Origin of the sequence: Rhizobium tropici CIAT 899 (assembly GCF_000330885.1) — a bacterium.
Taxonomy (GTDB): domain Bacteria; phylum Pseudomonadota; class Alphaproteobacteria; order Rhizobiales; family Rhizobiaceae; genus Rhizobium; species Rhizobium tropici.
This window is the reverse complement of record NC_020061.1, coordinates 525,987-549,467: the sequence shown is the minus strand read 5'-3', so window position 1 is coordinate 549,467 and position 23,481 is coordinate 525,987. Positions and strand designations below refer to the sequence as shown.

At 58.8% G+C, this 23,481-nt stretch carries 23 protein-coding genes; 14 read left to right on the top strand and 9 right to left on the bottom strand.

All coding sequences use genetic code 11. From position 1 onward, the window contains the following. From repC to repA, 3 genes are all read right to left on the bottom strand, one after another. A complete protein-coding gene (gene repC / locus RTCIAT899_RS22220; protein WP_004119862.1) occupies positions 1–1,215 on the bottom strand; it encodes a plasmid replication protein RepC in 1,215 nt (404 codons plus the stop codon). A gap of 161 nt (positions 1,216–1,376) precedes the next feature. Next, positions 1,377–2,351: a plasmid partitioning protein RepB gene (repB, locus tag RTCIAT899_RS22215; protein WP_004119861.1), complete on the bottom strand. Its 975-nt coding sequence runs from the start codon at positions 2,349–2,351 to the stop codon at positions 1,377–1,379. A gap of 59 nt (positions 2,352–2,410) precedes the next feature. Then, on the bottom strand, positions 2,411–3,631 hold the full coding sequence (gene repA / locus RTCIAT899_RS22210) for a plasmid partitioning protein RepA (protein ID WP_028755142.1): 1,221 nt from the start codon (positions 3,629–3,631) through the stop codon (positions 2,411–2,413). A gap of 378 nt (positions 3,632–4,009) precedes the next feature. Here repA and traI point away from each other — a divergent pair, with 378 nt between their 5' ends. Genes traI through trbI form a run of 11 tightly spaced genes read left to right on the top strand, consistent with a single transcriptional unit; the run spans position 4,010 to position 13,977 of the window. Beyond that, the gene (traI, locus tag RTCIAT899_RS22205; protein WP_004119859.1) at positions 4,010–4,648 is read left to right on the top strand and encodes an acyl-homoserine-lactone synthase; all 639 of its coding nucleotides are present in this window, start codon (positions 4,010–4,012) and stop codon (positions 4,646–4,648) included. Next, the gene (gene trbB, locus RTCIAT899_RS22200) at positions 4,645–5,622 is read left to right on the top strand and encodes a P-type conjugative transfer ATPase TrbB (RefSeq protein WP_004119858.1); all 978 of its coding nucleotides are present in this window, start codon (positions 4,645–4,647) and stop codon (positions 5,620–5,622) included. Before traI ends, trbB begins: the two co-directional genes overlap by 4 nt. After that, a complete protein-coding gene (locus RTCIAT899_RS22195; RefSeq protein WP_004119857.1) occupies positions 5,612–5,995 on the top strand; it encodes a TrbC/VirB2 family protein in 384 nt (127 codons plus the stop codon). Before trbB ends, RTCIAT899_RS22195 begins: the two co-directional genes overlap by 11 nt. After that, entirely contained in the window at positions 5,988–6,287 is a 300-nt protein-coding gene (locus RTCIAT899_RS22190) for a conjugal transfer protein TrbD (protein ID WP_004119854.1), read from the top strand. The genes RTCIAT899_RS22195 and RTCIAT899_RS22190 overlap by 8 nt, the downstream gene beginning before the upstream one ends. Before the next feature lie 9 nt (positions 6,288–6,296). After that, a complete protein-coding gene (locus RTCIAT899_RS22185; RefSeq protein WP_004119853.1) occupies positions 6,297–8,753 on the top strand; it encodes a conjugal transfer protein TrbE in 2,457 nt (818 codons plus the stop codon). Further along, a complete protein-coding gene (gene trbJ, locus RTCIAT899_RS22180) occupies positions 8,725–9,528 on the top strand; it encodes a P-type conjugative transfer protein TrbJ (RefSeq protein ID WP_004119852.1) in 804 nt (267 codons plus the stop codon). The genes RTCIAT899_RS22185 and trbJ overlap by 29 nt, the downstream gene beginning before the upstream one ends. 4 nt (positions 9,529–9,532) lie before the next feature. Beyond that, entirely contained in the window at positions 9,533–10,711 is a 1,179-nt protein-coding gene (trbL, locus tag RTCIAT899_RS22175) for a P-type conjugative transfer protein TrbL (RefSeq protein ID WP_004119851.1), read from the top strand. Between the two features lie 24 nt (positions 10,712–10,735). Continuing rightward, entirely contained in the window at positions 10,736–11,398 is a 663-nt protein-coding gene (locus tag RTCIAT899_RS22170) for a conjugal transfer protein TrbF (protein ID WP_004119850.1), read from the top strand. Between the two features lie 16 nt (positions 11,399–11,414). Continuing rightward, positions 11,415–12,227 (top strand): P-type conjugative transfer protein TrbG, encoded by an 813-nt coding sequence (trbG, locus tag RTCIAT899_RS22165; protein WP_004119849.1) that lies wholly within the window; start codon positions 11,415–11,417, stop codon positions 12,225–12,227. A 3-nt stretch (positions 12,228–12,230) separates the two neighbouring features. Next, positions 12,231–12,665, top strand: a complete 435-nt coding sequence (gene trbH, locus RTCIAT899_RS22160) for a conjugal transfer protein TrbH (RefSeq protein ID WP_004119847.1) — start codon at positions 12,231–12,233, stop codon at positions 12,663–12,665. A 10-nt stretch (positions 12,666–12,675) separates the two neighbouring features. Beyond that, the gene (gene trbI / locus RTCIAT899_RS22155) at positions 12,676–13,977 is read left to right on the top strand and encodes an IncP-type conjugal transfer protein TrbI (protein WP_004119844.1); all 1,302 of its coding nucleotides are present in this window, start codon (positions 12,676–12,678) and stop codon (positions 13,975–13,977) included. Between the two features lie 281 nt (positions 13,978–14,258). On the opposite strand, the gene RTCIAT899_RS22150 is transcribed toward trbI, so the two are convergent. Further along, positions 14,259–15,455 (bottom strand): IS256 family transposase, encoded by a 1,197-nt coding sequence (locus tag RTCIAT899_RS22150; RefSeq protein ID WP_004110519.1) that lies wholly within the window; start codon positions 15,453–15,455, stop codon positions 14,259–14,261. An 83-nt stretch (positions 15,456–15,538) separates the two neighbouring features. On the opposite strand from RTCIAT899_RS22150, the gene RTCIAT899_RS22145 reads away from it, so the two are divergent. Further along, a complete protein-coding gene (locus RTCIAT899_RS22145) occupies positions 15,539–16,207 on the top strand; it encodes an autoinducer binding domain-containing protein (RefSeq protein WP_051043311.1) in 669 nt (222 codons plus the stop codon). A gap of 3 nt (positions 16,208–16,210) precedes the next feature. Here the strand turns inward: RTCIAT899_RS22145 and RTCIAT899_RS22140 are convergent, their stop codons facing one another. Beyond that, complete coding sequence (locus tag RTCIAT899_RS22140; RefSeq protein WP_004119838.1) at positions 16,211–16,525, bottom strand: transcriptional repressor TraM; 315 nt, start codon at positions 16,523–16,525, stop codon at positions 16,211–16,213. A gap of 249 nt (positions 16,526–16,774) precedes the next feature. Between RTCIAT899_RS22140 and RTCIAT899_RS22135 the strand changes: the two genes are divergently transcribed. Further along, complete coding sequence (locus tag RTCIAT899_RS22135; RefSeq protein ID WP_004119837.1) at positions 16,775–17,011, top strand: helix-turn-helix domain-containing protein; 237 nt, start codon at positions 16,775–16,777, stop codon at positions 17,009–17,011. Between the two features lie 263 nt (positions 17,012–17,274). Here RTCIAT899_RS22135 and RTCIAT899_RS22130 read toward each other — a convergent pair whose 3' ends face one another. The 4 genes from RTCIAT899_RS22130 to traA are packed head-to-tail and all read right to left on the bottom strand — an operon-like array spanning position 17,275 to position 22,926. Next, positions 17,275–17,883 carry a TraH family protein gene (locus RTCIAT899_RS22130; protein ID WP_004119835.1) on the bottom strand — a complete coding sequence of 203 codons (609 nt, stop codon included), beginning with the start codon at positions 17,881–17,883 and terminating at the stop codon, positions 17,275–17,277. Positions 17,884–17,898: 15 nt separating this feature from the next. Further along, complete coding sequence (locus tag RTCIAT899_RS22125) at positions 17,899–19,062, bottom strand: conjugal transfer protein TraB (protein ID WP_004119833.1); 1,164 nt, start codon at positions 19,060–19,062, stop codon at positions 17,899–17,901. Beyond that, the gene (gene traF / locus RTCIAT899_RS22120; RefSeq protein ID WP_004119831.1) at positions 19,052–19,618 is read right to left on the bottom strand and encodes a conjugative transfer signal peptidase TraF; all 567 of its coding nucleotides are present in this window, start codon (positions 19,616–19,618) and stop codon (positions 19,052–19,054) included. Before traF ends, RTCIAT899_RS22125 begins: the two co-directional genes overlap by 11 nt. Continuing rightward, complete coding sequence (gene traA, locus RTCIAT899_RS22115; protein ID WP_004119830.1) at positions 19,615–22,926, bottom strand: Ti-type conjugative transfer relaxase TraA; 3,312 nt, start codon at positions 22,924–22,926, stop codon at positions 19,615–19,617. Before traA ends, traF begins: the two co-directional genes overlap by 4 nt. A gap of 256 nt (positions 22,927–23,182) precedes the next feature. On the opposite strand from traA, the gene traC reads away from it, so the two are divergent. Next, positions 23,183–23,479: a conjugal transfer protein TraC gene (gene traC / locus RTCIAT899_RS22110; RefSeq protein ID WP_004119828.1), complete on the top strand. Its 297-nt coding sequence runs from the start codon at positions 23,183–23,185 to the stop codon at positions 23,477–23,479. Positions 23,480–23,481 lie beyond the last annotated feature (2 nt).

Sequence of the window (23,481 nt, the reverse complement as noted above, 5' to 3'; positions counted from 1 at the left end):
TCATGATGCTCTCCGGCCTGGCGAACCATTCGTTCGCATCAGCGCCATCAACATCGGCCCAAGTGAAAACTCTCCGCGTTCTGCCTTGCGGGTGAGGTCACGCAAATAACCGCCCGCATTGTTGATGTGCCCTGCCCTTTCGAGGATGCAGGCCATCACGGCCGCAGCATTCTCGGCACCGAGTGCCTCACAGGCATTCTGGTAGGCACTCGGACTGACGGCCAGCATCGATCGCACGACCACCGCGGCTGACATGAGATCGCGCCAACTCCCGACCGCCCCGCCCGGCCCGTAATTCGAAATCTCAGGGCAGGCCTGCAAGACCATTCCCAGTGGAAAAGCCTTTATCGGCTCTCGCATTCGCCCAATGTCTGGGTTCGATTTCGCCCCCTGCTCTGTTTCAGAGCGAGGTTCAAATTCATTGCTGGATTCGGGTTTTGAATTCTGTATGTGACGTCCAATTTGGACATCATTGGTATCTGTTTTTTGAGAATCTTCCTGAAATTCCAGTTGGTTGATGATCTCTTCACGCAACATTCGCATTTCGTCGAGGACGGATTCAATATCTTTGAGGGTTGGGGAGCGGGGGATGCCTGCGAGCAGCTGCACGTAGTAGCCCTCCAGCTTTTCCCAATCGCCAGAAGCGCCCTCTTCTATCGCAGCCGTCAGCAGCTTACGAACGTCACGACGGCAGATCGTCAGTGCTTCCTTGGCGCTGCGGAAGTGCCGGCGCTCGGCTGCTATCTGCTGTGCGAGCTGCGCAAGCTCTTCGGCGCGAGCAAGCAGCGGCGCGAGGCTGAAGCCGAACGCATCTTCGATCTGGCCGCCATTGTCCTTTCGGGCGTATCGTTTGCCATTAGCACTGTCTTTGCGCTGGATCAGTCCAGCATCGACGAGTGCAGCAAGGTGGCGGCGCAATGTCGTGCCAGCAATACCATGCGCTCGAACGGAAAGCTGTTCATTTGATGGGAACACCACCAGGCCGCGCTCTTCCGAAAGCTCATTGTCGGGATAGAAGGTCAAGAGCGCATCAAGAACGGCAAGGGCGCGGTCCTGAATGCCGAGCACTGCCCTCGCCTCCGAGGCATCGCGAAAGATCTTCCATTTGTCGGCCGTCTTACCTGGCCGCATCTCAGCCGTTTTCATTTGCCCTCTTACCTGGGCAAGCGATATCGGCCGCCGCCCGAAGGGCGTCGTCACACTTCCAATCTGCATTTTTTCTCTCACCTTAATTGAGGCAAAAGAGATCCGCCCGCCAAATCGACGGTTACGACTCTTGACAGGGATTCGTGGAAATGCGATTCTCAATCTTGCTTAGGGAATACGAGAAGGGCTTCCACGACTTGGTCGTTTGGGGGCCTTTTTCTTTTGCGGCTTCAGTCTCCTTTGCTTCCCTCCTTCAGGAATTGCTCGTAGAGCGCATCCAAATTGCGGGAAAGATATTCTCCGAAACGGCCAGCATTCTTCGCCTTCATCGAGAGCGAGAAAGCTTTGCCCGTATTCTTGATTTCGGCCTGCACTGCCTTGTCCCGGGGCTGCCACTTCGCCTTTTGAGTCGAAACCTCCGCCTTCCTCACGGGCCGCGCTGTTCTGTTGAGCGCCTTGTACAGAGATGAAAAGCGTTCATCGGACGGCAATGCGTCGAAGCCGTCCGTGCTCAAAACTTCTGACACTTTGCCGCTATTGGCGAATTTTCCGACTAGAAGTGAAAGCTCTATCCAGCGCTCTCGGCCCACACCGGGAGCCGACCCGATTTTTTCTATGACGTTAGCCGAGATGCGCTCTGCCACCGTCATCATCTTCGAGACCGAAGCCGCATTCGCGGACAATGCCAAGGAAATCACCTCTCGGCCGTAACCAAGATCATCCAGGCGCTTGGCAAATAACGCCCTTTCGATAAAAGAGAGATTCGCGCGCGCGGAATTTTCCTGCCCTTGAGCAATGACATGGGAACGGTCGTCGATTGCCTTGACAATAGCCCGGACTTTTCTGCCGAGGTCCCTTGCTGCCCTTACCCGTCTGTGGCCGAAGACAACCTGATAAAGACCATCGACCTTTGTATGGGGCCGCACGAGAATAGGCGTATCCTGCCCACGTACCCTAATTGCCTCTAGCAGATCTTGATACTCGCCGTCGTCGTCTGATATCCGATCCTTTACGAAGGAGCCTTCAATTTGTGCCGGATCAAGTTCGATAATTGCCTCGCCTTCGAGATATTTGTCAGCCTGCTTTGCCAGCTCGTCCAGCGAACGCACGAGAGATTTGCCTGCGCCTCGCATTGGATATGCAGGTGCCGTGCCGCTATCTTCATGCAGGTCAGCAAGTCCCTCGAGCAGATTTTTCCGTGCCATCTCATTTGCTCCGAGCAGCCGTTAGCTGCTTGTTTTTCCGCATAAAACGTTCGTTTTTGTCAGCTGACAAATCGACGTCCCCATGACTCGTGAACGAGGCCGGCAATTTCAGCATTCACTGCATCCAACGATTCCATCGCACGGTCATACGTGCCTCTATTCATGGATGCCCGATCGACTTCGTACAGAGTTTGCTTGGTAATTCCGGCATCTGAAACCGCCGTCGACTTCACCATCTGGTTCTTTAGTATGAACTCGTTGAACATCGTGGACATAAAGCCGACCATCTGGGCTTGCGGAACATCGGTCGGCTCGTAGCGCGTAATCAAGTATCTGTACCAGGAGAGGTTCACTTCCGCACCAGCGGCACGGATCGGCTTTAGGATTCCACCAAGCATCAGAAGGAACTGACCCATCGACATCACGTCGAGCATCTGCGGATGGATTGTTATCAGAACACTTGTAGCTGCGGTCAGTGCGGTCAGCGTCAAATATCCGAGCTGCGGTGGACAGTCGACGACGACGACATCATAACGATCGTCGACCTCAGCCAAAGCCCGCGATATGCGGGTGAAAAACGTTTTGCCTTCATTAGAAGACTTATCAGACATCGCAAGCGGCGTGTCATATTCATACTCCTGCAAATCGAGGTTTGCAGGGACAATGTCCAATCCAGGAAAATTAGTGGTCTGGATGATCTCCGAGATCGGCTTTCTCGCACCATCATAGCGAATGGCATCATAGATGGACGCGATCTGATCGAGCTCCGGTTGGAAGCCGTGCAGAGACGAAAGGGATGCTTGAGGGTCGAGGTCTACGGCAAGGACGCGATGCCCCGTCAATGCCAGGTACTGCGCTAAATGCGCGGCGGTCGTGGTTTTCCCCGAGCCCCCTTTGAAGTTGACTACAGCAAGCACCTGCAGCTTTTCACCGCCGCGCCGGTGGGGAACATACATGCGGTTGTCGGATCGACCGTGCGTATCCAGATATTGACGCAGTTCCAACATCTGTTCGGCGGTGTAGGAGCGACGACCGGAGGACGATGTTTGAGGGGAGGGGCCCTTTCCGTCCAGATGCAGCTTTTTCAATGTGCTCTGCGATACGCCGACATAGGTCGCGACCTCCGCCAGCGAGAAGCTTCGCAATGTCTTTTTCGCGTTGGGCGGGAATCGTTGTACGCTAAGTAGGTGCAGCTTTTTCGAGATCAAATCACCCTGTTCTAGGATTTGATCTTCAAAGTGCATCGGCATCTTAAGCGAAGCCATCGAATTAGCGTTCATTGTCAGAAATCTTTCAGATAACGGTTTTCGGCCCGATATTGCCACTGAACCGTTATTATGTCCGATTCTCGCGGGCCGGCAAGGAAAATGCGGCTAATAAACTGTTAATAGCCGGGACGCCCCTTGACCTATGGTTAACGCCGCCATCTGTATTTCCCTTGCAAATCCAATCTGTTACCGCTCCGAGTCACAACGTTCGTTGCATATTTGTTCACTGGTGATTCCTACAACTAAGGGAATAACACGCGAGATCAGATCAGCGCGTTGTCGCCCAAAACCGCGCGCGACTCACCAAAATACCTTGTAGGATTCTACAACTGCCCAGCCATTCTAATCCGTGCTGATCTTTGTCGATAAATTTAAGCGACGGAGATCAGTATGAAGGTTGTTGCGATATCGACCAGACATGGGCTTCCTGCACAGCACCTTCTCGAAGCACATCATCGACTTCGAGCTCAAGTGTTTTCAAATCGGTTGGGTTGGGAGGTCGGTGTTCTTGACGGCCGGGAAGCGGACGTCTTCGACGCTCTCCAGCCGACTTACATACTCGCCGTATCGGACAGCGCTCGTGTGGCAGGATGCGCTAGACTCCTGCCGGCCATGGGTCCGACGATGGTGACCCATGTCTTTTCGTCACTGCTAACGCATGGACACCTAAACGCCCATCCAAGTATGATCGAAAGCTCCCGTTTTTGCGTGGACACAACCTTGGTCGATCTTCGCGGAGGAGGCCTCGTCCACGAGGCCACTTTGACCATGTTCGCAGGCATCATCGAATGGTGCATCGCAAATGGGTACACGGAGCTCGTCACGGTGACCGATCTTCGATTCGAGCGGATCCTTGCACGCGTTGGGTGGCACCTATCGCGATTGGGCGAACCAAAGAACATTGGCAAGACAATTGCCGTCGCGGGCACCTTACCGGTGAACGCCGAGACATTCCTGAGGCTTCGTCCATCCAGTTACCGTTCTGAATTCATCTCCCCAGATGGGCAGCGGAAAAGGAGAAATCCATGAACCAGCTCCGCTCTCACCACCGGCTTGTCTGCAAACTTCAAGACGCGCTCGGCCATAAGCTGTGCGCCGCATTGGAAGACGTGGATGTGATCGAAATAATGCTCAATCCGGACGGAAAGCTCTTTATTGAGCGCCTCGCTCACGGCGTTGCGGCGGCCGGCGAAATGTCCCCCGTCGCCGCGGAAACGGTGATCGGAATTGTGGCGCATTTCCTTCAGTCCCAGGTAGACACGAAGCAACCGATCATCTCCGGCGAGCTCCCGATAGGTGGGCACCGCTTCGAAGGCCTTTTACCACCAGCGGTCGCCAAGCCAGCCTTTACGATCCGCCGCCGTGCCCCACGCCTAATTCCGCTGGAAGAATATGTGCGGTCAGGCGCGCTGACGGGATGCCACGCCTTAATGATCCGAAAGGCGATTTCCAAAAGGCGAAACATCATCGTATCCGGGGGCGCCGGTTCTGGCAAAACGACGCTTGCGAACGCGTTGATCGATGAGATCGTCAAATTCGCCCCCGAAGACCGTTTGGTGATCCTCGAAGATACCGCCGAAATTCATTGTTCGGCCGAGAACGCCGTTCTTCTGCATACCAGCGATACCGTTGATATGTCACGATTGCTGAAGAGCACGATGCGACTGCGCCCCGACAGGATTGTCGTCGGCGAAGTCCGCGACGGTGCCGCGTTGACTCTGCTGAAGGCGTGGAACACCGGTCATCCCGGAGGCGTTGCGACAATTCACTCGAACACCGCCATGTCGGCCCTCCGCCGCTTTGAACAATTGACCGCAGAAGCAAGCCAGCAGCCGATGCACGAGGTTATCGGTGAGGCAGTCGACCTCATCATCTCCATTGAACGGACACCGCGCGGGCGACGGGTTCGAGACGTCATCCACATCGAACGGTTCGCGGAGGGCCAATACCAGATCGGTTCAGACCAACTCGATGAGGAAGAGGAGGCCCGTCATGTCGCGTAAGCCTTCGCTCGCCAAGGTCACATTCTCTGTCCTAACGACAGTTCTCGCTTCGCTTGATCCGGCACTCGCCAGTTCGGGCGGTGGCGGACTGCCCTGGGAAGGACCACTGCAGCAGATTCAAGAGTCGATCACCGGACCTGTCGCAGGATACATCGCACTTGCGGCTGTCGCCATAGCCGGCGGCATGCTCATATTTGGTGGGGAGTTGAACGACTTCGCGCGGCGACTTGTATACGTGGTTCTCGTCGCCGGCATTCTGCTCGGTGCCACGACCATTGTGGGCCTGTTCGGCGCGACTGGAGCTTCAATTGGCCTGACGAGGGAGCTGGTCGCCTCGGACGGCTTCCAAGGCGCAGGAGTGACAAATGGCTGAGTCCGCGTCCGGTCTGCAGCGGAACCGCATCCACCGCGCGCTGTCGCGCCCGAACCTTCTGGTGGGCGCGGACCGGGAACTGGTGCTGATCACCGGCTTGGCCGCAGTCATCCTCATCTTCGTCGTTCTTACGATCTATTCGGCGCTCTTCGGCGTTGGCGTCTGGATTGTCATCGTCGGGCTCTTGAGAATGATGGCAAAGGCCGATCCGCTCATGCGACAGGTCTATGTCCGCCATATCTCGTACAAGCATTACTACAAGGCGACCTCCTCGCCGTGGCGCCGGTATTGAGAGGAACGCATGGTCGCTCTCAAACGCTTCCGGGCCCCCGACCCATCCTTTGCTGATCTCGTCCCCTATGCCGGCCTCGTCGACAATGGTGTTCTCCTGTTGAAAGACGGAAGCCTGATGGCCGCCTGGTATTTTGCGGGACCAGATTCAGAGAGCGCCACGGCCCTCGATCGCAACGAACTGTCGCGCCATATCAATACAATCCTCTCGCGGCTCGGGAGCGGCTGGATGATCCAGGTCGAGGCAGTTCGCATCCCGACATTCGACTATCCGTCGGATAATCGTTGTCACTTTCCCGATCCTGTAACTCGCGCGATCGACGCCGAGCGGCGGGCGCATTTCGCCCGCGAACAGGGGCATTTCGAGAGTAAACACGCGCTGATCCTGACCTATCGGCCGCTCGAATCCAAAAAAACGGCGCTCAGCAAATACATCTACTCGGACGAGGTGAGCCGCAAGAAGACCTATGCCGACACGGTGCTGTTCATTTTCAAGAACGCGGTCCGCGAGATCGAGCAGTATTTCGCCAATACGCTTTCGATCCGTCGCATGGAAACGCGGGAGGCTCTCGAGAGGGGAGGGGCGCGGGTTGCCCGCTACGACGAACTGCTCCAATTCGTTCGCTTCTGCATCACTGGTGACAACCATCCGATCCGGCTGCCGGATGTGCCCATGTTTCTCGACTGGATCGCGACCGCCGAGCTTGAACATGGGCTGACCTCAAAGGTTGAAAGCCGCTTCCTCGGTGTCGTCGCGATCGACGGCCTGCCGGCCGAGAGCTGGCCGGGGATCCTCAACAGCCTCGATCTCATGCCGCTAACCTACCGCTGGTCGTCGCGCTTCATTTTTCTCGACGCGCAGGAGGCCAGACAAAAACTGGAGCGGACCCGCAAGAAATGGCAGCAGAAGGTGCGCCCATTCTTCGACCAGCTTTTTCAGACGCAGAGCCGTTCGCTTGATCAGGACGCCATGAACATGGTCGCCGAGACAGAAGAGGCTATCGCCCAGGCTTCGTCGCAGTTGGTCGCATACGGCTATTACACGCCCGTCATCGTTCTCTTCGATCACGATCGTGAAGGACTGCAGGAAAAGGCAGAGTCCATCCGCAGACTTATTCAGGCGGAGGGCTTCGGGGCGCGCATCGAAACGCTCAACGCCACCGATGCCTACCTCGGCAGCCTACCGGGCAATTGGTATTGCAACATCCGCGAACCGCTGATCAATACCAGCAACCTTGCCGATCTCATTCCGCTCAACTCTGTCTGGTCGGGCTCCCCTGTCGCGCCGTGCCCGTTCTACCCGCCGAATTCACCGCCACTGATGCAGGTGGCGAGCGGGTCGACGCCGTTCCGGCTGAACCTACATGTCGACGACGTCGGTCACACACTCATTTTTGGGCCGACCGGTTCGGGCAAGTCGACGCTGCTTGCACTAATCGCCGCGCAGTTCCGGCGCTATGAACGCGCCCAGATCTTCGCCTTTGACAAGGGGAACTCTCTCCTTCCGCTGACCCTTGCCACCGGAGGTGATCACTATGAGATCGGTGGCGACGCTCAAGAAGAGGCGAAGGCGCTGGCCTTCTGCCCGCTGTCGGACCTCTCCAGCGACAGTGATCGCGCATGGGCCGCGGAATGGATCGAGATGTTGATCGCGCTGCAGGGCGTGACCATCACCCCGGACCACCGCAATGCGGTCTCTCGCCAGATTGGCTTGATGGCCAGTGCAGCGGGCCGATCTCTCTCGGACTTTGTAAGCGGCGTACAGATGCGCGAGATCAAGGACGCGCTCCATCACTACACCGTCGATGGTCCCATGGGCCAGCTTCTCGATGCTGAGAAAGACGGACTGTTGCTTGGCTCATTCCAGACCTTTGAGATCGAAGAGTTGATGAACATGGGCGAGCGGAACCTCGTACCTGTTCTCACCTATCTGTTCCGCCGCATCGAAAAGCGCCTCGATGGCTCACCGAGCCTCATCGTCCTAGACGAAGCCTGGCTGATGCTCGGCCATCCGGTCTTCAGGAGCAAGATCCGAGAGTGGCTGAAGGTGCTGCGCAAGGCGAACTGCGCGGTGGTATTGGCCACGCAATCCATTTCCGATGCTGAGCGTTCCGGCATCATCGACGTGTTGAAGGAATCCTGCCCCACGAAAATTTGCCTGCCGAACGGCGCCGCAAGTGAGCCTGGGACCCGCGAGTTCTATGAGCGGATTGGCTTCAACGAGAGACAGATCGAGATCGTTTCGAATGCGATTCCTAAGCGAGAATATTACGTCGCAACGTCCGAAGGCAGGCGGCTCTTCGACATGTCGCTCGGCCCCGTGGCGCTCAGTTTCGTTGGCGCATCCGGCAAGGAAGACCTGAAGCGCATCCGCACGCTCAGTTCCAAACACGGCCGCGACTGGCCGATCCACTGGCTACGAACGAGAGGAGTTCAGGATGCCGCAGCGCTGCTCAACCTCGAATAAATTGCTCACTGGCCTGGCGGCTGTCGCATTGATGGCCGGCACTGTCGTGCCCGCAAATGCTGGAACTGCCACGGGTGCCGCCACCGAGTGGACGCAGGTCCTCAATAATGGCGAGCTGGTCGCTTTGGTCGGGAAGTCCGGCGAGCAGATCCAGAACCAGCTCACCCAGATCAGCCAGCTCGCACAACAGATCGAAACGCAGCTGAATATCTACCAAAACCTCCTCCAGAACACGGCGACGCTTCCGTCGCATATGTGGGGGCAGGTCGAAAGCGATCTCAACCAGCTGCGCAGCATCGTCGACCAGGGCCAGAGCATCTCGTTTTCCATGGGCAATGCGGATGATGTGTTGCAACAACGTTTTCAGAGCTACTCAAGCCTTAAAACCAACCTGCCAGACAATTCGTCGTTTTCTACCACCTATCAGTCCTGGTCCGATACGAACCGGGACACGATCGCCAGCACGCTGAAGGCGGCGAGTCTGACGGCCGAGCAATTCGATAGCGAGGAAGGCACGATGTCCTCGCTGCGGTCCATGTCCGAGACCGCCGACGGGCAGATGAAAGCCCTGCAGGTCGGGCATGAGATCGCCGCGCAACAGGTCGCCCAGATTCAGAAGCTTCGCGGCCTCGTCTCGCAGCAAATGACGATGATGGGCACCTGGCTCCAGACCGAACAGACCGACAAGGACCTTGCGCAGGCGCGGCGTGAGAAATTCTTCAGCGGGACTGCCCCTTCCACCTCCGGCGGCGAAAAGATGAAAGTCGAGTGGTAAGCACATGACAACAATATGTCTTCGGCGGCTCCGCACCGCGATGGTGATTGCCACCTTCTGCATGCTGGCAGCACAGCCGGCAGTCGCCCAAGAAGGTTCAGTGCTGACCTCATTACAGAGCCAGATCACCACGGCCGCAAAGGGGTGGGAAACTACTGTCATGGATGCGGCGAAATCCTTGTTCTGGATCCTCGCGACAATCGAGATTGGCATCGCCGCCGTCTGGCTCGCATTGCAGGCAGCTTCGCTAGACAGCTGGTTTGCCGAGCTTGTCCGGCGGATCATATTCGTCGGCTTTTTTGCCTTCGTTTTGGGACAGGGGCCGGCCTTTGCGAAGGCAGTGGTGGATAGTTTGTTTGAGATTGGGGCTGGAGGCGGCACGGCCTCCCCAGCAGACGTCTTCAATGCTGGACTCGCCGTCGCAACGAAGATGTCGGAAAAGATACAGTTCGGTCTTTTTGAGGACAACGCGTTGGCGATCTCGGCTGCTTTTGCAATGGTCGTCGTCGTCATCTCATTCTCGCTTGTCGCCGCGATTTTCGTGTCGGTCATGGTTGAGATGTATATCGGCCTTCTTGCCGGTATGATCATGCTGGGGCTTGGCGGCTCGTCCTATACAAAGGATTTCGCGGTCCGATATTTGGTCTACGCCTTCTCGGTCGGAATGAAACTCATGGCGCTCGTCATGATCTCGCGTATCGGATCAGAGGTGCTGATCGGGTTGGCAGACCAGCCCGACATTGGCGACCAGTTCCAGACTGCGCTTGCGATCGCTGGTATCGCTGTCGTGGTCTTCATTATCGCCATCTACGTCCCGAACATCATGCAGGGTGTTGTTCAGGGCGCGTCCGTCTCGGGCGGAATGGAGGCAATAAGGCACGGTGGTCAGGCCGCATCGTTTGCGACAGGAGCAGGGTTCCTCGCGGCGGGCGCTGCCGGGGCGGGATTTGCGGCGGCTCAAACCGCGCGCGCCGCGGGGTCATCCGTCGCAGGCGCAATGCTGCGGGGTTTCGGCGCAGGGATCGGCTCGGCAGGAAAAGCGGCGGGCTCGGCTACCAAGGAGAAGGCCATCGGCTCTCCCGGTGCCTACGCCGGGTCTATCCTAGGCCTTGCTAACGCCAAGCTGGATCAGGCGCGCAGTGGGCACAGCGGACCAAAGCCACTTCCCGAACTTAAAGACTAATAGCAATCAGAAAGTGATCGATCGATGGCAGCGAAACGCGCTCCCGAAAACCCGTATCTTGCCGCGCGCCAGGAATGGAATGAGCGATACGGCTCCTATGTGCAGGCCGCGGCCGCATGGCGCATCGTCGGCATACTGGGTCTGACCATGGCCGTGATCGGCTTCGGGTACGCGATATACCTAAGCACGCAGGTGAAGCTGGTGCCTTATATCGTCCAGGTCGACAAGCTCGGCACCTCGGTCACCTCAGGGTTCCCCGAGCAGATCGAATACGCGGATGTGCGGGTGGTGCGCGCCACGCTTGGCAACTTCGTAACGAGCTTCCGCAGCGTCACACCGGATGCCGTAGTGCAAAAGCAATATATCGATCGAACCTATGCGCTTCTGCGAGCTTCCGATCCCTCGACCCAGAAGATCAATGACTGGTTCCGCAGCAATTCGCCGTTCGAAAAGGCGAAGTCGTCGACGATCGCCATCGAGGTCAACAACATAGTGGCGCTCTCCAATCAGACTTATCAGATCGACTGGACCGAATACGAACGGGACCGGAAGGGCAAGGAAACCGGGACGCGCCGGTTCCGCGGAATCGCGACGGTTGCGCTTACCGCGCCGCAGGACGAGGCGACCATCCGCCTCAATCCGATCGGCCTCTACGTTAGGGATTTTGACTGGACGGCACAGCTTTGAGGGCAGGGGATTTGACATGCACAGAACAGCACTAATTGCAGCCACCGGCTGCTTGGCGGGACTCGTCTTTGTGGGCGGCGCTGAGGCGCAGACCATGACGGCAAATGAGGTGAATGGCACGACCATTTCCAGGAAATGGCGCGTCGCGCCCGGACTGGTGACGGCAGGCTCCGATGGCAAGGTCACCTTTCTCTTCGGCGAAACCCAGCCGTCCGTTGTCTGCTCGCCCTTGCAGGTCTGCGATATCGAACTCCAGAGCGGCGAGATCGTCCGCGATGTTCTCGTTGGAGATACTGTTCGCTGGAAGGTGGAGCCTGCCACCTCCGGTGCAATCGGCGGCCAAGCGATCCATCTGATCGTCAAGCCGTCGGAAGTAGGTCTTGTCACCTCGATGGTGGTCACGACGTCGCGACGCACCTATTACATCCAGCTCAAGTCACATCCGAGCCAGTACATGGCACGCGTCGGCTTCGAATATCCGGAGGACGTCTCGACCAAGCTCGCCGACATCAATTCCCGGCTCGAGACCGGCGGCATTCCCGGGGCGGCACCCGACAAACTGAACTTCTCATATTCCGTGAGTGGCTCGGCACCTTGGAAGCCGACGCGGGTCTATTCGGATGGCGTGAAAACCTACATCCAGTTTTCGAAGTCGATCTCAGGTCAGGATGCACCGGTGCTGGTCGTGATCCACGGCGGCCAGAGCCGCATCGTCAATTACCGAATGAAGAACGACTTGATGATCGTCGATTATGCCGTCGACGAGGCGATCCTCGTCTCCGGCGTCGGCTGGCGCCAGCAGAAGATTACCATTCGGCGAGGAGGCTAAGCTATGCACAAGCTTCTCGTCATCATCATCAGCGGCTTTCTCACCGCATGCCAAACTGCTGGGGATGGGTCTGACGCCAGGTCAAACGCCGCGCCGGTCTCCGGGCCCGCCGCAAGTGCCATCGCCGCCGACATGGCAAGCCGGCTCGCCGAGCAGATCAGTCCCGTGAGGTCGACGACAATCAAGATGGAAAGGGACACATCGGAGTTTGCGGCGGCACTCGAGGCGGCCCTCAAGGGCTCTGGCTACACCGTTCTAACCGACGGCAAAGTTGGAAAGGACGTGAAACCGGTCGAGCTCACTTACGCGATCGATGGCACTCAAGATCAGGTGCTCGCGCGGCTGTCAACACCGTCCATTACCCTTGGCCGCGCATACAAAGCAACGGCCGCCGGTGCGACGCCGGCAAGTCCGCTCTCCATCATGCAGCGTAATTGAGGGGAAAGGTATGATCCAATCGCTCCAGCTCGGCCCTTCAAAGCAAGCCGACGATCCGAAAGGAATGCGCCGCCTCAATCGGCTGCCAATTATTACCGCAACCGTCCTCATCGCGCTATTCTTCGGCGTGGTCGTGATCGGCCTATCGTGGCGAGGACTTCCCTTCAACTGGAGCTACGATATCGACAGCAACTTGAATACACCGGCGACGAACTTCGGTGACCAGCTCAAGCGCGGCATCAGTGACGGCATCATCGGCGAGCCAGGTGAGCGCGAAGTGCTCCAGCCAACACCCACCGTCGAGCAGAAGGTGGAGAAGGGAGCACCTGTTATAGACCGCCGGCCTACGGAACGGCAAGAAAGAGGCCCGCAGCTCGAATCAGAGGAGGAATGGCGAGCCCGCCTAAAGCGGGAGCAGGATGAACAATATATCCGTGAAGCTCAGCGCCAGCGGATGGCTCACCTGCAGGCGCGGGCAACCGCTTTGGACTCGCCTTTGAAGGTGGATATTTCTGATGTCGAGAAGGCCGCTAAAAGTTCCACAGACGCCGGTCGTCAGACTGCGACGACGACAGCCAACAATGCTTCTGATCTCTACACCGCCGCATCGAAATCCGGGCTGACGGCCCAGAACGTCGACCCGAATGCCCAAAGTTCGAAGGAGGATTTCTTCAATCAGGACATCAAGGATCTTGGCTATTTGCCGAATAAGGTCGTGCCGCAGATGTCGCCGTATGAGCTGAAGCGCGGCTCGGTCATTCCAGCCACGTTGATCACAGGTCTCAACTCAGACCTTCCGGGCCGGATCATCGGGCAGATCAGCCAGAATGTCTATGATAGCGCCACCGGCTACCGGCTCCTGATCCCGCAGGGAGCCAAGTTGTTCGGCCGTTACGATTCCAAGGTTTCCTTTGGCCAGGACCGCGTGCTCGTCGTCTGGACCGATCTGATCTTCCCGAATGGCTCGACGCTGCAAATCGGCGGCATGGCTGGGACCGATGGGGCAGGTTATGGCGGGTTCAAGGATAAGGTCGATCGGCATCTCTGGCGCACGTGGAGTTCGGCAGCACTTGTCGCGATACTCGGAACCGGCATCGACATGTCGATGCCCGAAAGCACGACGCTTGCCACCCAGGACACGGCCTCCGATGCCGCCAGACGGAATTTTGCGGACACCTTCGGTCGCGTTGCCGAGCAGACGATCTCGAAAAACTTGAACGTTCAGCCGACAATCCAAATCCGGCCGGGATACGAGTTCAATGTCTTGGTCGATCAGGATATCGTCTTCCCCTCTACGTACAGCAGTCAGTGATACAGCATCAGAAGAGATCTTTGTTTAACTTCATCTCTTGGTCAGAAGGTTTGATTGCGAAATAGAGGTGAATAGACGTTTGCGCGGGTGAGCGCAGATCTGTATCACTTCCGAAGGAGCGGGGGCGCCTTCACGTACAACAGAAAGGAGACAGGTCTGTGGATCCAGCCTTAAGCGCTCTCATTGACATGGTTGAAGCCTCATACGATGAACGGAGATCATGTCCCAGGACGTGGTGTAGCTTAGACGACCACGGCTCATCCCAGAGGGTCGGATGAGTATCAGCTTGCTGCTGGCAGGCTGATGAGCGGATCATCGCTCATTGTGGCGATTGTCTCAAGTGTCATGTAGCGGGATCGCTGGACGGCCCATTCATCGTTCTGTTCGAGCAGCAGCGCACCGACCAGGCGCACGATGGCGTCGTCGTTGGGGAAAATGCCGACGACCTCTGTGCGCCGCTTGATCTCACCGTTCAATCGCTCAATGGGGTTGGTCGAGTGAAGTTTGGCCCAATGCTGCTTGGGAAAGGTCATGTAGGCGAGCACGTCTTGCTCGGCACTGTCCATGAGACTGGCGAGCTTCGGTACCTTTGGCCTGATCTGGTCGGCGACGTTGCGCCACTGAGTGCTTGCGGCCTCCGGCGTGTCCTGAGCGAAGGCCGTTGCAATGAACGCGGAGACAACCCGGCGTCCGCTCTTTCCAGCATGGGCCAAGGCATTGCGCATAAAGTGCACCCTGCAGCGCTGCCAGGTGGCGGAAAGCACTTTCGATACTGCGGCCTTGATGCCCTCATGGGCATCGGAGACGACGAGCTTGACGCCGCGCAGCCCCCGCCTGATCAGCTTTCGAAGAAACTCGGTCCAGATCGCCTCGGCCTCGGACGTGCCGATCTCCATGCCGAGCACTTCGCGTCGGCCATCGGTGTTGACGCCGACGGCGATGATTACGGCGACGGAGACAATACGACCACCGCGCCGAACCTTGAGGTAGGTCGCATCGATCCACAGGTAGGGCCATTCTCCTTCGATGGGCCTGTCGAGGAAGGCCTTCACCTTCTCATCGATCTCCTCGCAGAGCCGGGACACCTGACTTTTGGAGATGCCCGACATGCCCATGGCCTTGACGAGGTCATCAACAGAGCGGGTCGAAACACCCTGGATATAAGCCTCCTGGATGACCGCCGTCAGAGCCTTCTCGGCCATGCGGCGCGGCTCCAGGAAGCTCGGGAAGTAGCTGCCGGTGCGAAGCTTGGGAATGCGCAGCTCGACGGTGCCCGCCCGTGTCTCCCAATCCCGGTCGCGATAGCCGTTACGCTGGGCCAGCCGGAAGCCATTCTTCTCGCCATAGGCCGCGCCGGTCTTCGTGCCGACCTCCAGCGCCATCAGCTTCTCGGCAGCAAAGCCGATCATCTCCCGCAGCAAATCGGCATCAGCGCTCTTCTCAACGAGTGAGCGCAGGTTCATCATGTCGTCGGTCATCGGTGGTGTCCCTCAGGTTGGCTCTAAGCAACCCGACCCTACCGGAAATCACCGATGGCTATGAAATCAAGCTACACCACTCCATGGGACACGATCATGAACGGATGATCAAACGCGGGCTCAAAGGGTTCGTTCATTCGTGCGGATTTCAATTCTTTGCATATCTGCAAACGGAAGGCCTTAGCGCCCGCGCGCTCAGTTCCTATCCCGAGAAATGGCAGAAAATTTACCTAAGCAACCAATATTCTCGGGTGGATCCGGTCGTTACGGAAGCCAAACGCCGGATGGAGATGTTTTCCTGGGCGATCGATGACTGGCCGTCTCGTGGGAGCTCTGAGTTCAATCGTTTTCGGGATGAAGCGGTAGAACATGGCATTCGCAGTGGGGTGACGGTTCCCGTTCAAGGCAGTTTCGGCTCGATCATTATGCTGACATTCGCGTCCTCGGGGCATAAAGCTGATATTTCAAAATGTCAAAAGCAACTAAACCCGCTTCAGGCGGTGTTGGCAATTCACTATCGCCTGAAGATCATAGCTGCGTCGACGATCGTCGCACCCAGCCGGCTGCTTTCACCAAAGGAAGCGATGTGTCTTACGTGGGCGGCAAAGGGTAAAAAGGCTTGGGAGATTGCCATTTTAATGGGAATTACCCAACGAACAGTGCAACACCATTTCGATCGCGCACGCAAAAAGCTGAATGCCGCGACGATCCCTCAGCTCGTGGCAATCGCGAAGGACCGCGGTTTGGTTTAACCATCATTCGTTGTTTTCGGAGGGCACATCGGGAACATAACCAAGCGCATCGACGATTTCCGAGAGTTCTTCCTGCTGCGCTTCTGACTTCTTTTGACGATCGAGATACTCATCTTGCAGGCTCTTGAGCACGTCCCTGGAAGTCGAGGCGTTGGCGGTTGCAAGAGTCCACGTTTCGTAGACAGCTTCATCCGCGGCTAGAAGTCGGCGGTGCTCGCGGATCGCAGAAATTGCTAACGCTTTCAAATCGGCTTCTCGCATCGCTTTATAACGAGACTCTCTTTTGCCGCTTGTCTCGAATGAGACCTCGTTGTCCATCCGCTTCTCCTCTTACCTCGTTTGCGACCCGGCAAGGATCGAGACCTTCCGGTAGCGTATACGCTTTGCAGAATAGATCCCATCCTTCAGTAAGATGGGTGGCTACAAACTCGACAATTCATTGCTCGCAAGAAGAGGGCATCAGTGAACGCCTAATCACCCTGATTCGTATGAACATTCCATATCCGGAATACGGCTGTAGAGAATACTCCGTGGAGAAATACTCTGCAAGCCGCTGCTCTCTCCAGCATGGAGATTCGAGAGGTGTTTGCACGGAATCTGAAAGCCGCGCGTCAAGCCAAAGGCCTGTCGCAAGAAGAGCTCGCGTTTGAGGCAGGCATCGATCGAACTTATATCAGTTCTTTGGAGCGCAGTGTCTATAATGCAAGCATCGACGTTGTCGATCGCCTGGCGACGGTCTTAGGTGTTGAGGCGTCTGAACTGCTGAAACGTCGGCCTGAGACAAAAATTGAGCCACTGAGATGACGGGTACAGGGCTGGGAACCGAAAACAAGGCAAACAAGGACGCAATGCTCAGCGCGTCCTCAACCCCGAATGTCCGACAGGCTCTGGAGGAATTGCTATGCGGCCATAAAAGGTCATGCCATCCGGCGAACGTTCCGCGGTACCCTTTTTCGCCTGTGGCGTTGGCACTTTGGAATTGCCCTTCAACTTTTCGACGAGGATGATTATGCATGCCGGGGATGTTCCATCCGTCGCGCCGTTTCCGACGTAAGAAACTCGAGTGCTTATTTGCCTCCGATCCTCGAAAGATCGATCCGAATTCCGGCTTGGCCAATAACCTCATTCACCTTCGTCCGCATCTCGGGAGTGGTCGCGGTGGCTGGCGGTTCATCGACGGACCGCGCTTCGCTTTGCCGAGGCAATTCGATGGAGGCTCCTGGATCCTGCGCTTGAAACACACCGACGCCCTCGAACTCGCCGGCTTTCCACGCATAGAGCGCATCCTCGAAAATCTGGCGGAAGACGTCATCGCTCTTCGGATCGCCGTACCATTTGGCAACAATGCGCAGGACCTTGGCGAACATCGCCGTTCCCTTGCGCAGGTTCTGGCAAGCATCGACCAAATCCGTTTTGAGATCGGCCAGGTCCTTGACGCCCACACCGGCTGGAAACTGCGTCAGACCGACACGAACGACAGCGTTGCCGGCATATTGGCGCACGATGTCCATCGCCTCGTCGGGTGATCTGGCCTTGGGCACCAGGATCAACCGCCCTCCCGAGCGCACGGTCACCGCAAGGGGATCGGCAGAGCCCGCCGCCGCGACGAACTGCTCGACGATCGCGGGTTTCAGTGAAGGGTCGGCGCAGTCTTTGATAAGGGCGGCGTCGAGCATGGGACCTCCTCGGCATCAGGTGTTGAAAGAAAAAACGACTGGCCTGGAAAACAGCTTTGCCCAGGCGGCGGTGCTGGCGCGCTGGATGGCGACAATGGACGTGCCTTTGGTCCACCAGCCGTTGCCGACCGCAACGATCACGTCCGGACTGCCGAGCATCGATTGCAAGACCGGCCAGACGAGCAGTTGCTCGTAGCAGATCAGCACCGCCACCCGCCCGGAGCCGAGCGCGACGACAGGATTTGCAAAGATGTGCGCTTGCGCTCCGGCGTTGCCGCCGAAGAGCGGCTGCCAGGGCTGCCACATCGAGCCCGGAACCGGCATCCGTTCCCGGTAGAGGATCCGACTGCTATCTGCGGAGATTGCAACCACCACATTGTCGTATCCGGCCGCGTTAACGACTGCCGCGCCCGCGAGAACGGTCGTGTCATGCCCTGATAGCGCGCGGATCCAAAGCCGTTCGACCGTCGGCGTCCAGAAGCCCAACGTACTTTCAGGAAGGATGACGGTTCGAACACCGTCGGTCCCTCGTTCAAGCACCGTTGCAATTAGATCACGGTGGCGGGCCATGCTGGTGTCCCGCCCGACCGACGCACCCAATTCGAGATCGACGCCCCGCCAGGCTTCCGGTAGCTTCGGGTCCGTCCACGAAGCGGCGGACCAAAGCCAGAAGCCTATAAGGCCCATGGCGACAGTTGGGCAGAGGCGGGAAACGAGGCCCGCCAAGCCGGCTGTCGTGACGGCCAGTCCCCACCATCCCCATCCCGGAAACAACACGCCTGCGGCCGTGATGGGATGCGCCCAGCCGGTAATGCCGAAAGGGGGAACCACCATCAGTACGGCCGCCAGGACGTAGCGGCCCGGACGAAGGCCAACCTCCTTCGTCCACAGGAGCGCATGCGCCGCGACAAAGCTGGCCGAGGCAGCCAGCCACAGCAGCAGGCCCGGCCAGATATCCGCAGCATAGAAGGTGGCCACGCCTTGCGGCAGGCCGCGCGACGCCGACAGGAAATATGCTGCGGAAACCAAGGTTGCCGTCTTTTTCGTTCTCGACAGCGACCAGAGGACGGGAAAGCCGAGCGCCACCGGCAACAACAGCACGTGGCCGCTCCATGCCACCGATCCGACGCCGACCGAGGCGATGATAAGCAGCGTTGGCCAAACCCAGTCATGGCGCATAGGTCAGCACCTCACGCGCCAGACCGAGAATGCCGGATGTCGGCACAGGCCCGAAATAACGGGAGTCGAACGAGCCGGCGAAGGCCGAATGCAGGAAGACCTCACCGCCCGGTACCACGCCGCCCGAAAACCGTGTCAGCGGCCGACCTTCTCCGTCTTTTTCGGCGACAGTGGAAGCACGAACCAGGCGCCCATCGACCGTCACCTCGTTGGCGATCTCGACGCGCTGGCCGGCGACCGCGACCACCGACTTGATGAGCGGCGCGAGATGACCGGGGCAAAGTCCGGAGCGGAGATAGCCGCGCGCCCTCGCTTCGTGCATGGCGGCTGTGTCCGGTGGGCAGATGAACACCAGGTCGTCCACACCAGGCGAACGGTCGAGCGGGACAATCTGCCAGAGGCCAAGTGGCTCGCTCGGCGTAAGATTGATGCGATAGCTGCCTAATAGACCGGCCAGTCCGATCACTGCGATGGCGGCAGCAGAAACCGATGAAGTGACGGCAGCTTGTTTTCGCTGCGCCATGGCTCGCTCGCGTGTTCGACCCGGACGCGTCATTTGAGCGAGAGCCCCTGGCTCTTCGTTTGCCGCAGCGTCTCGGCCTGCTTCAACGCCTCGGTCGTGCGCTCATGCGCGGAAAGTTGCTGCACCGTTCGCATCGTGCTCCAGGCCGATTGCACTTCCGCCTTCTGCCCGGCAGACATGCTCGAGGTCACCGACTGGAAGGTCTGACCTGTCATGTCTTTGGCGGCGAGCGGTAGGAAGGTGCGTTCCCCGAAACGTTCCGATACGGCTCTCGCAAAACCTTCGAGTTCGGCTTTCACCATTTTGTCGGCGAGCGCGTTTTCGAGTCCTGCGGGAAGGTCGTTGCGATCGATGGCGTCACGGACGCGTTCGAGCGTCTGCTTTGCCGCCGGCGACAGCGCCGGGATGTCGAGAGAGATCTTCATGCGGACGGCGCGCTCCTCGGCGTCATATTTGTGTTCCGCCTCCGTGCGCTGCCGCAGATAGCGTTCCAGGTTTCGGGCAAGCGCCGGCGCATTGGTGACGGCCCTCTCATGGGCCTGCTTGTCGGCGCGGCCGGCAAGGATCCCGGTCTTGCCTTTCAGCGCACCAAAGGTCTCCGGCTCGGAACCGATCTTGGTGATCGTCGATTTCGCCGCCGCTTCGTTTCTCAGCATCGCATCGACGTTGACAGCCTTGAACGCGTCTTCCGGCTGAGCGTAGACGAGATGGAAGCGCGCTGAGACTTCCTCCCATTGCTTCTTCAAGCCGGCGTCCGCTGCAAGCAGGTCCTCGACGACCTGTTCCAGCGATTTTGGGAACGTGGTGATGCCCGATACCATGGGTTTTGCCTCCTGCATGCTGTGCGATTGACTGGTCTTGGCCGCGCCGGCGGACAGACCAAGCCTGCGGGCGATTGCCGCCAGACGAGCGCCAAGCGCGGCGAGCTTCGACTTTTGCCGGACGGTCCATTCGATCCGGTCGCGAACGACAGTGCGTGCGACGTTAACGAGGTGAAGGCCACGGGCGTCGGCGAAGCGAAGGGCTTGGGCGTAGAAGCGGCCACTCGCATAATCGAGCGTCGTTTCCTTGGCTTGTCTGCGCGACAGGATCGGGATCAGGCCGCCTGCCTTGGCGAAAGATCGGCGGCCGTGGTAGAGACCGAAGTCCTCTCGGTGACGGGTCATGGCCACGTAAGTGAGATGGCGGTCGAGAGAGAGGGAAGCCAGCACCTTCACCCTATCGACGGTGGCACCCTGGCTCTTATGGATCGTGGTGGCATAGCCGTGATCGAGATTGGCGTAGAAGCGTTGTTCGACCGTGACCTGGCGGCGGTGTTCGCCGTCTCCGACTTCCGCGACAATACGCCCGGGCGTCGCGTCCACGACCTTCGCCAGCATACCGTTCTTGACGCCGAGCGAGCCCTCGTTCTTCAGGAACACGATCTGGTCGCCGGCCGCGAATTTTCGGTGCCCGTCTTCGGTCCGGAAGGCGAAACCGTCGGCGACGAGACCGCGTTCGACGAGCTTTGCGCGAGCCATGCCGTTGAGCATGCGCACGTCTCTTCGCAAGTGCGCAAGAATGAGGCTCGACCTTTGCGGATCGTAGTCGCGGTTCCAATCGGCAATCAGCGCCTGCACGGCATCGGCCTTGAGATCGGCTCCGCTGACGCGGCCCTGGGCGCGATAGGCTTCGACGGCTCTGCCGATATTGCCGCGGGCCAGATCGAGCGACGCCTCGCGCATCCACTGTTCACGCTGGCGGTAGATGTTTTCGAGTTCGCCATAGCCGATGCGGTCGGCAATGGCGCGGAAGGCAGCGCCGGCTTCGATCGGCTGGAGCTGTTCCGGATCTCCGACAAGCACGAGTTTGGCGCCGGCCTTGGTCGCCGCTTCGACAAACAGCGCCATCTGCCGCGACGACACCATGCCCGCTTCGTCGAGAACGAATACGGTTTTGTCGTCCAGCTGATTGCGGCCTTGGTTCCAGCGCAGTTCCCATGATGACAGCGTGCGGGAGAGAATGCCGGCTTCCTTCTCCAGGCCCTCGGCGGCCTTGCCCGCAAGCGCCCCGCCGACGACGCGATAACCGGCCGCTTCCCAGGCTTCGCGCGCCGCCTTCATCATCGTCGTCTTGCCGGCGCCTGCACGTCCGATCACCGCAGCGATGCGCTCGCCGCCGGTAACATGTGCGATCGCCGTCTTCTGCTCGTCCGCCAGGCGCAGGTGGCGGGCGAAGGTGGCTTCGCGCACAGCGTCCGCAACGCCGTGAGAAGAGCGTTGAGCCAGCCAGATCGCCCGGTTGGCCATCTCTGCTTCCAGCCGGACGAGGTCCCGCGTCGTGTATTTCGTCGGCACGCGTAGGCCGCCTGAAAACTCGATCCGCTCGCGTTCGAGCCGGAGCGTTTCGGGGCTCTGCAGGATCCTTGCCATCAGACTTTGGAAGAGGCCAGCGTCGTCTATGTAGCGGTGGAGGATCTTGGCAACGTCGCGTTCGTCGAAGACGCTCTTCTCCCGCGTGATCAGGTCGAGCACGAGCTCGGGACGGCGCTGAATGCGGCGGGCGTTTTCGGCCCGGCGCTCCTCCTGCAGCTCCAACCGCTCCAGCGAAGGGGCCCGCTCGGCTTCCGCCGACTTGCGCTCGATCGCCTTGGCGCCGACACCGAGGTGGATGGTTGGCGTCAGATTGATCCCCTGCTTCTCGAAGGAATGGCCGTCGACGCGGAGATCGAGGCCGGCGCGCGCCAGGTGCCGGTTCTGACAGGCGAACCAGCCGTCACGAAAGGCATTGAAATCGTCGAGGCTGCCGGCCCAGAGCTCGTAGACGATCTTGCCGGCATCGTTGCGCACTGGCTTGCCGCCAGGGCCGGTCACTGCAACCTTCTTGGCGCCGAACCCGTCTTCGGTCAGCGGCCGGAGCGTCGTCATCAGGTGCACATGCGGATTGCCGGGTGCATCGTGATAGACCCAGTCGGCGATCATGCCCTTCGACGTGATGTGACGCTCGATAAAATCCCGCACCAGTTCGATGTTCTGCTCGCTTGAGAGCTCCATCGGCAGCGCAACGGTCACATCCTTTGCAAGCTGGGCATCGACGCGTTTCTCGAAGATTTCGACACTGTTCCAGAACGCTTCCGACGCGCCGGAGACGGATCGGTCGGCAATCATCGTCCGCAGCCATGACGGCGCATCGGCAGGGATGACGAACTCCTCGTGCAGCAAGCCCTGCTTGCGGGTGTAGTCGATCGTGCGGGCCTCCCGCTCGTACTCCATCTTGGCGCAATGCCGATAGGCCGCCGACAGCACAGCGCTGCGGCCGGAGCCGCGGGCGACGATGCTGACGGAGAAATGAGGAACGGCCACGGCGGAATTCTCTCCCGATTCCGAGCAAAATCAACATGTTCGCCAGCGAGATCGGCTCCGCCAGGCGCTCTCAAAAGAACGTCGCGCCAGCGACGTATAATTGCGCCCTTCGGATGCCGCTCTTGTCGAGCGGCCGGGATCATCCACGAAAGCATCGCCCTTGGCGATTGTAGGATTCACAGTAGTGCGTTCCGCACCGACATCCGGAAGATGGGGTCCGAAAGACAAGCTTTCGCACCCAAGGAGACATCCGGACATGAAGAAACCATCCTCGAAAATCCGCGACGAAATCGCCAGGCTCCAGGAGCAATTGAAGCTCGCCGAGACCCGGGAGGCCGAGCGCATCGGCCGGATCGCGCTTAAAGCCGGGCTCGGTGAGATCGAGATCGACGAGGGTGAACTGCAGGCAGCATTCGAGGATCTGGCGAAACGCTTTCGCGGAGGCAAGGTCCGTTCGACCGGAGGGAAGGGGGCAAGCGGCGCAGGCGAGGGCAGCGCGCCCGCCGCGCAGAACCCGCCTGGTACGGCTGAGGGCAGGACTGGCGAGGCTTGAGC

Bases quoted from the DNA above. Each gene is read 5' to 3' on its own strand.
- repC (WP_004119862.1), bottom strand. From the start codon at position 1,215: ATGCAGATTGGAAGTGTGACGACGCCCTTCGGGCGGCGGCCGATATCG.
- repB (WP_004119861.1), bottom strand. From the start codon at position 2,351: ATGGCACGGAAAAATCTGCTCGAGGGACTTGCTGACCTGCATGAAGAT.
- repA (WP_028755142.1), bottom strand. From the start codon at position 3,631: ATGAACGCTAATTCGATGGCTTCGCTTAAGATGCCGATGCACTTTGAA.
- traI (WP_004119859.1), top strand. From the start codon at position 4,010: ATGAAGGTTGTTGCGATATCGACCAGACATGGGCTTCCTGCACAGCAC.
- trbB (WP_004119858.1), top strand. From the start codon at position 4,645: ATGAACCAGCTCCGCTCTCACCACCGGCTTGTCTGCAAACTTCAAGAC.
- RTCIAT899_RS22195 (WP_004119857.1), top strand. From the start codon at position 5,612: ATGTCGCGTAAGCCTTCGCTCGCCAAGGTCACATTCTCTGTCCTAACG.
- RTCIAT899_RS22190 (WP_004119854.1), top strand. From the start codon at position 5,988: ATGGCTGAGTCCGCGTCCGGTCTGCAGCGGAACCGCATCCACCGCGCG.
- RTCIAT899_RS22185 (WP_004119853.1), top strand. From the start codon at position 6,297: ATGGTCGCTCTCAAACGCTTCCGGGCCCCCGACCCATCCTTTGCTGAT.
- trbJ (WP_004119852.1), top strand. From the start codon at position 8,725: ATGCCGCAGCGCTGCTCAACCTCGAATAAATTGCTCACTGGCCTGGCG.
- trbL (WP_004119851.1), top strand. From the start codon at position 9,533: ATGACAACAATATGTCTTCGGCGGCTCCGCACCGCGATGGTGATTGCC.
- RTCIAT899_RS22170 (WP_004119850.1), top strand. From the start codon at position 10,736: ATGGCAGCGAAACGCGCTCCCGAAAACCCGTATCTTGCCGCGCGCCAG.
- trbG (WP_004119849.1), top strand. From the start codon at position 11,415: ATGCACAGAACAGCACTAATTGCAGCCACCGGCTGCTTGGCGGGACTC.
- trbH (WP_004119847.1), top strand. From the start codon at position 12,231: ATGCACAAGCTTCTCGTCATCATCATCAGCGGCTTTCTCACCGCATGC.
- trbI (WP_004119844.1), top strand. From the start codon at position 12,676: ATGATCCAATCGCTCCAGCTCGGCCCTTCAAAGCAAGCCGACGATCCG.
- RTCIAT899_RS22150 (WP_004110519.1), bottom strand. From the start codon at position 15,455: ATGACCGACGACATGATGAACCTGCGCTCACTCGTTGAGAAGAGCGCT.
- RTCIAT899_RS22145 (WP_051043311.1), top strand. From the start codon at position 15,539: ATGGGACACGATCATGAACGGATGATCAAACGCGGGCTCAAAGGGTTC.
- RTCIAT899_RS22140 (WP_004119838.1), bottom strand. From the start codon at position 16,525: ATGGACAACGAGGTCTCATTCGAGACAAGCGGCAAAAGAGAGTCTCGT.
- RTCIAT899_RS22135 (WP_004119837.1), top strand. From the start codon at position 16,775: ATGGAGATTCGAGAGGTGTTTGCACGGAATCTGAAAGCCGCGCGTCAA.
- RTCIAT899_RS22130 (WP_004119835.1), bottom strand. From the start codon at position 17,883: ATGCTCGACGCCGCCCTTATCAAAGACTGCGCCGACCCTTCACTGAAA.
- RTCIAT899_RS22125 (WP_004119833.1), bottom strand. From the start codon at position 19,062: ATGCGCCATGACTGGGTTTGGCCAACGCTGCTTATCATCGCCTCGGTC.
- traF (WP_004119831.1), bottom strand. From the start codon at position 19,618: ATGACGCGTCCGGGTCGAACACGCGAGCGAGCCATGGCGCAGCGAAAA.
- traC (WP_004119828.1), top strand. From the start codon at position 23,183: ATGAAGAAACCATCCTCGAAAATCCGCGACGAAATCGCCAGGCTCCAG.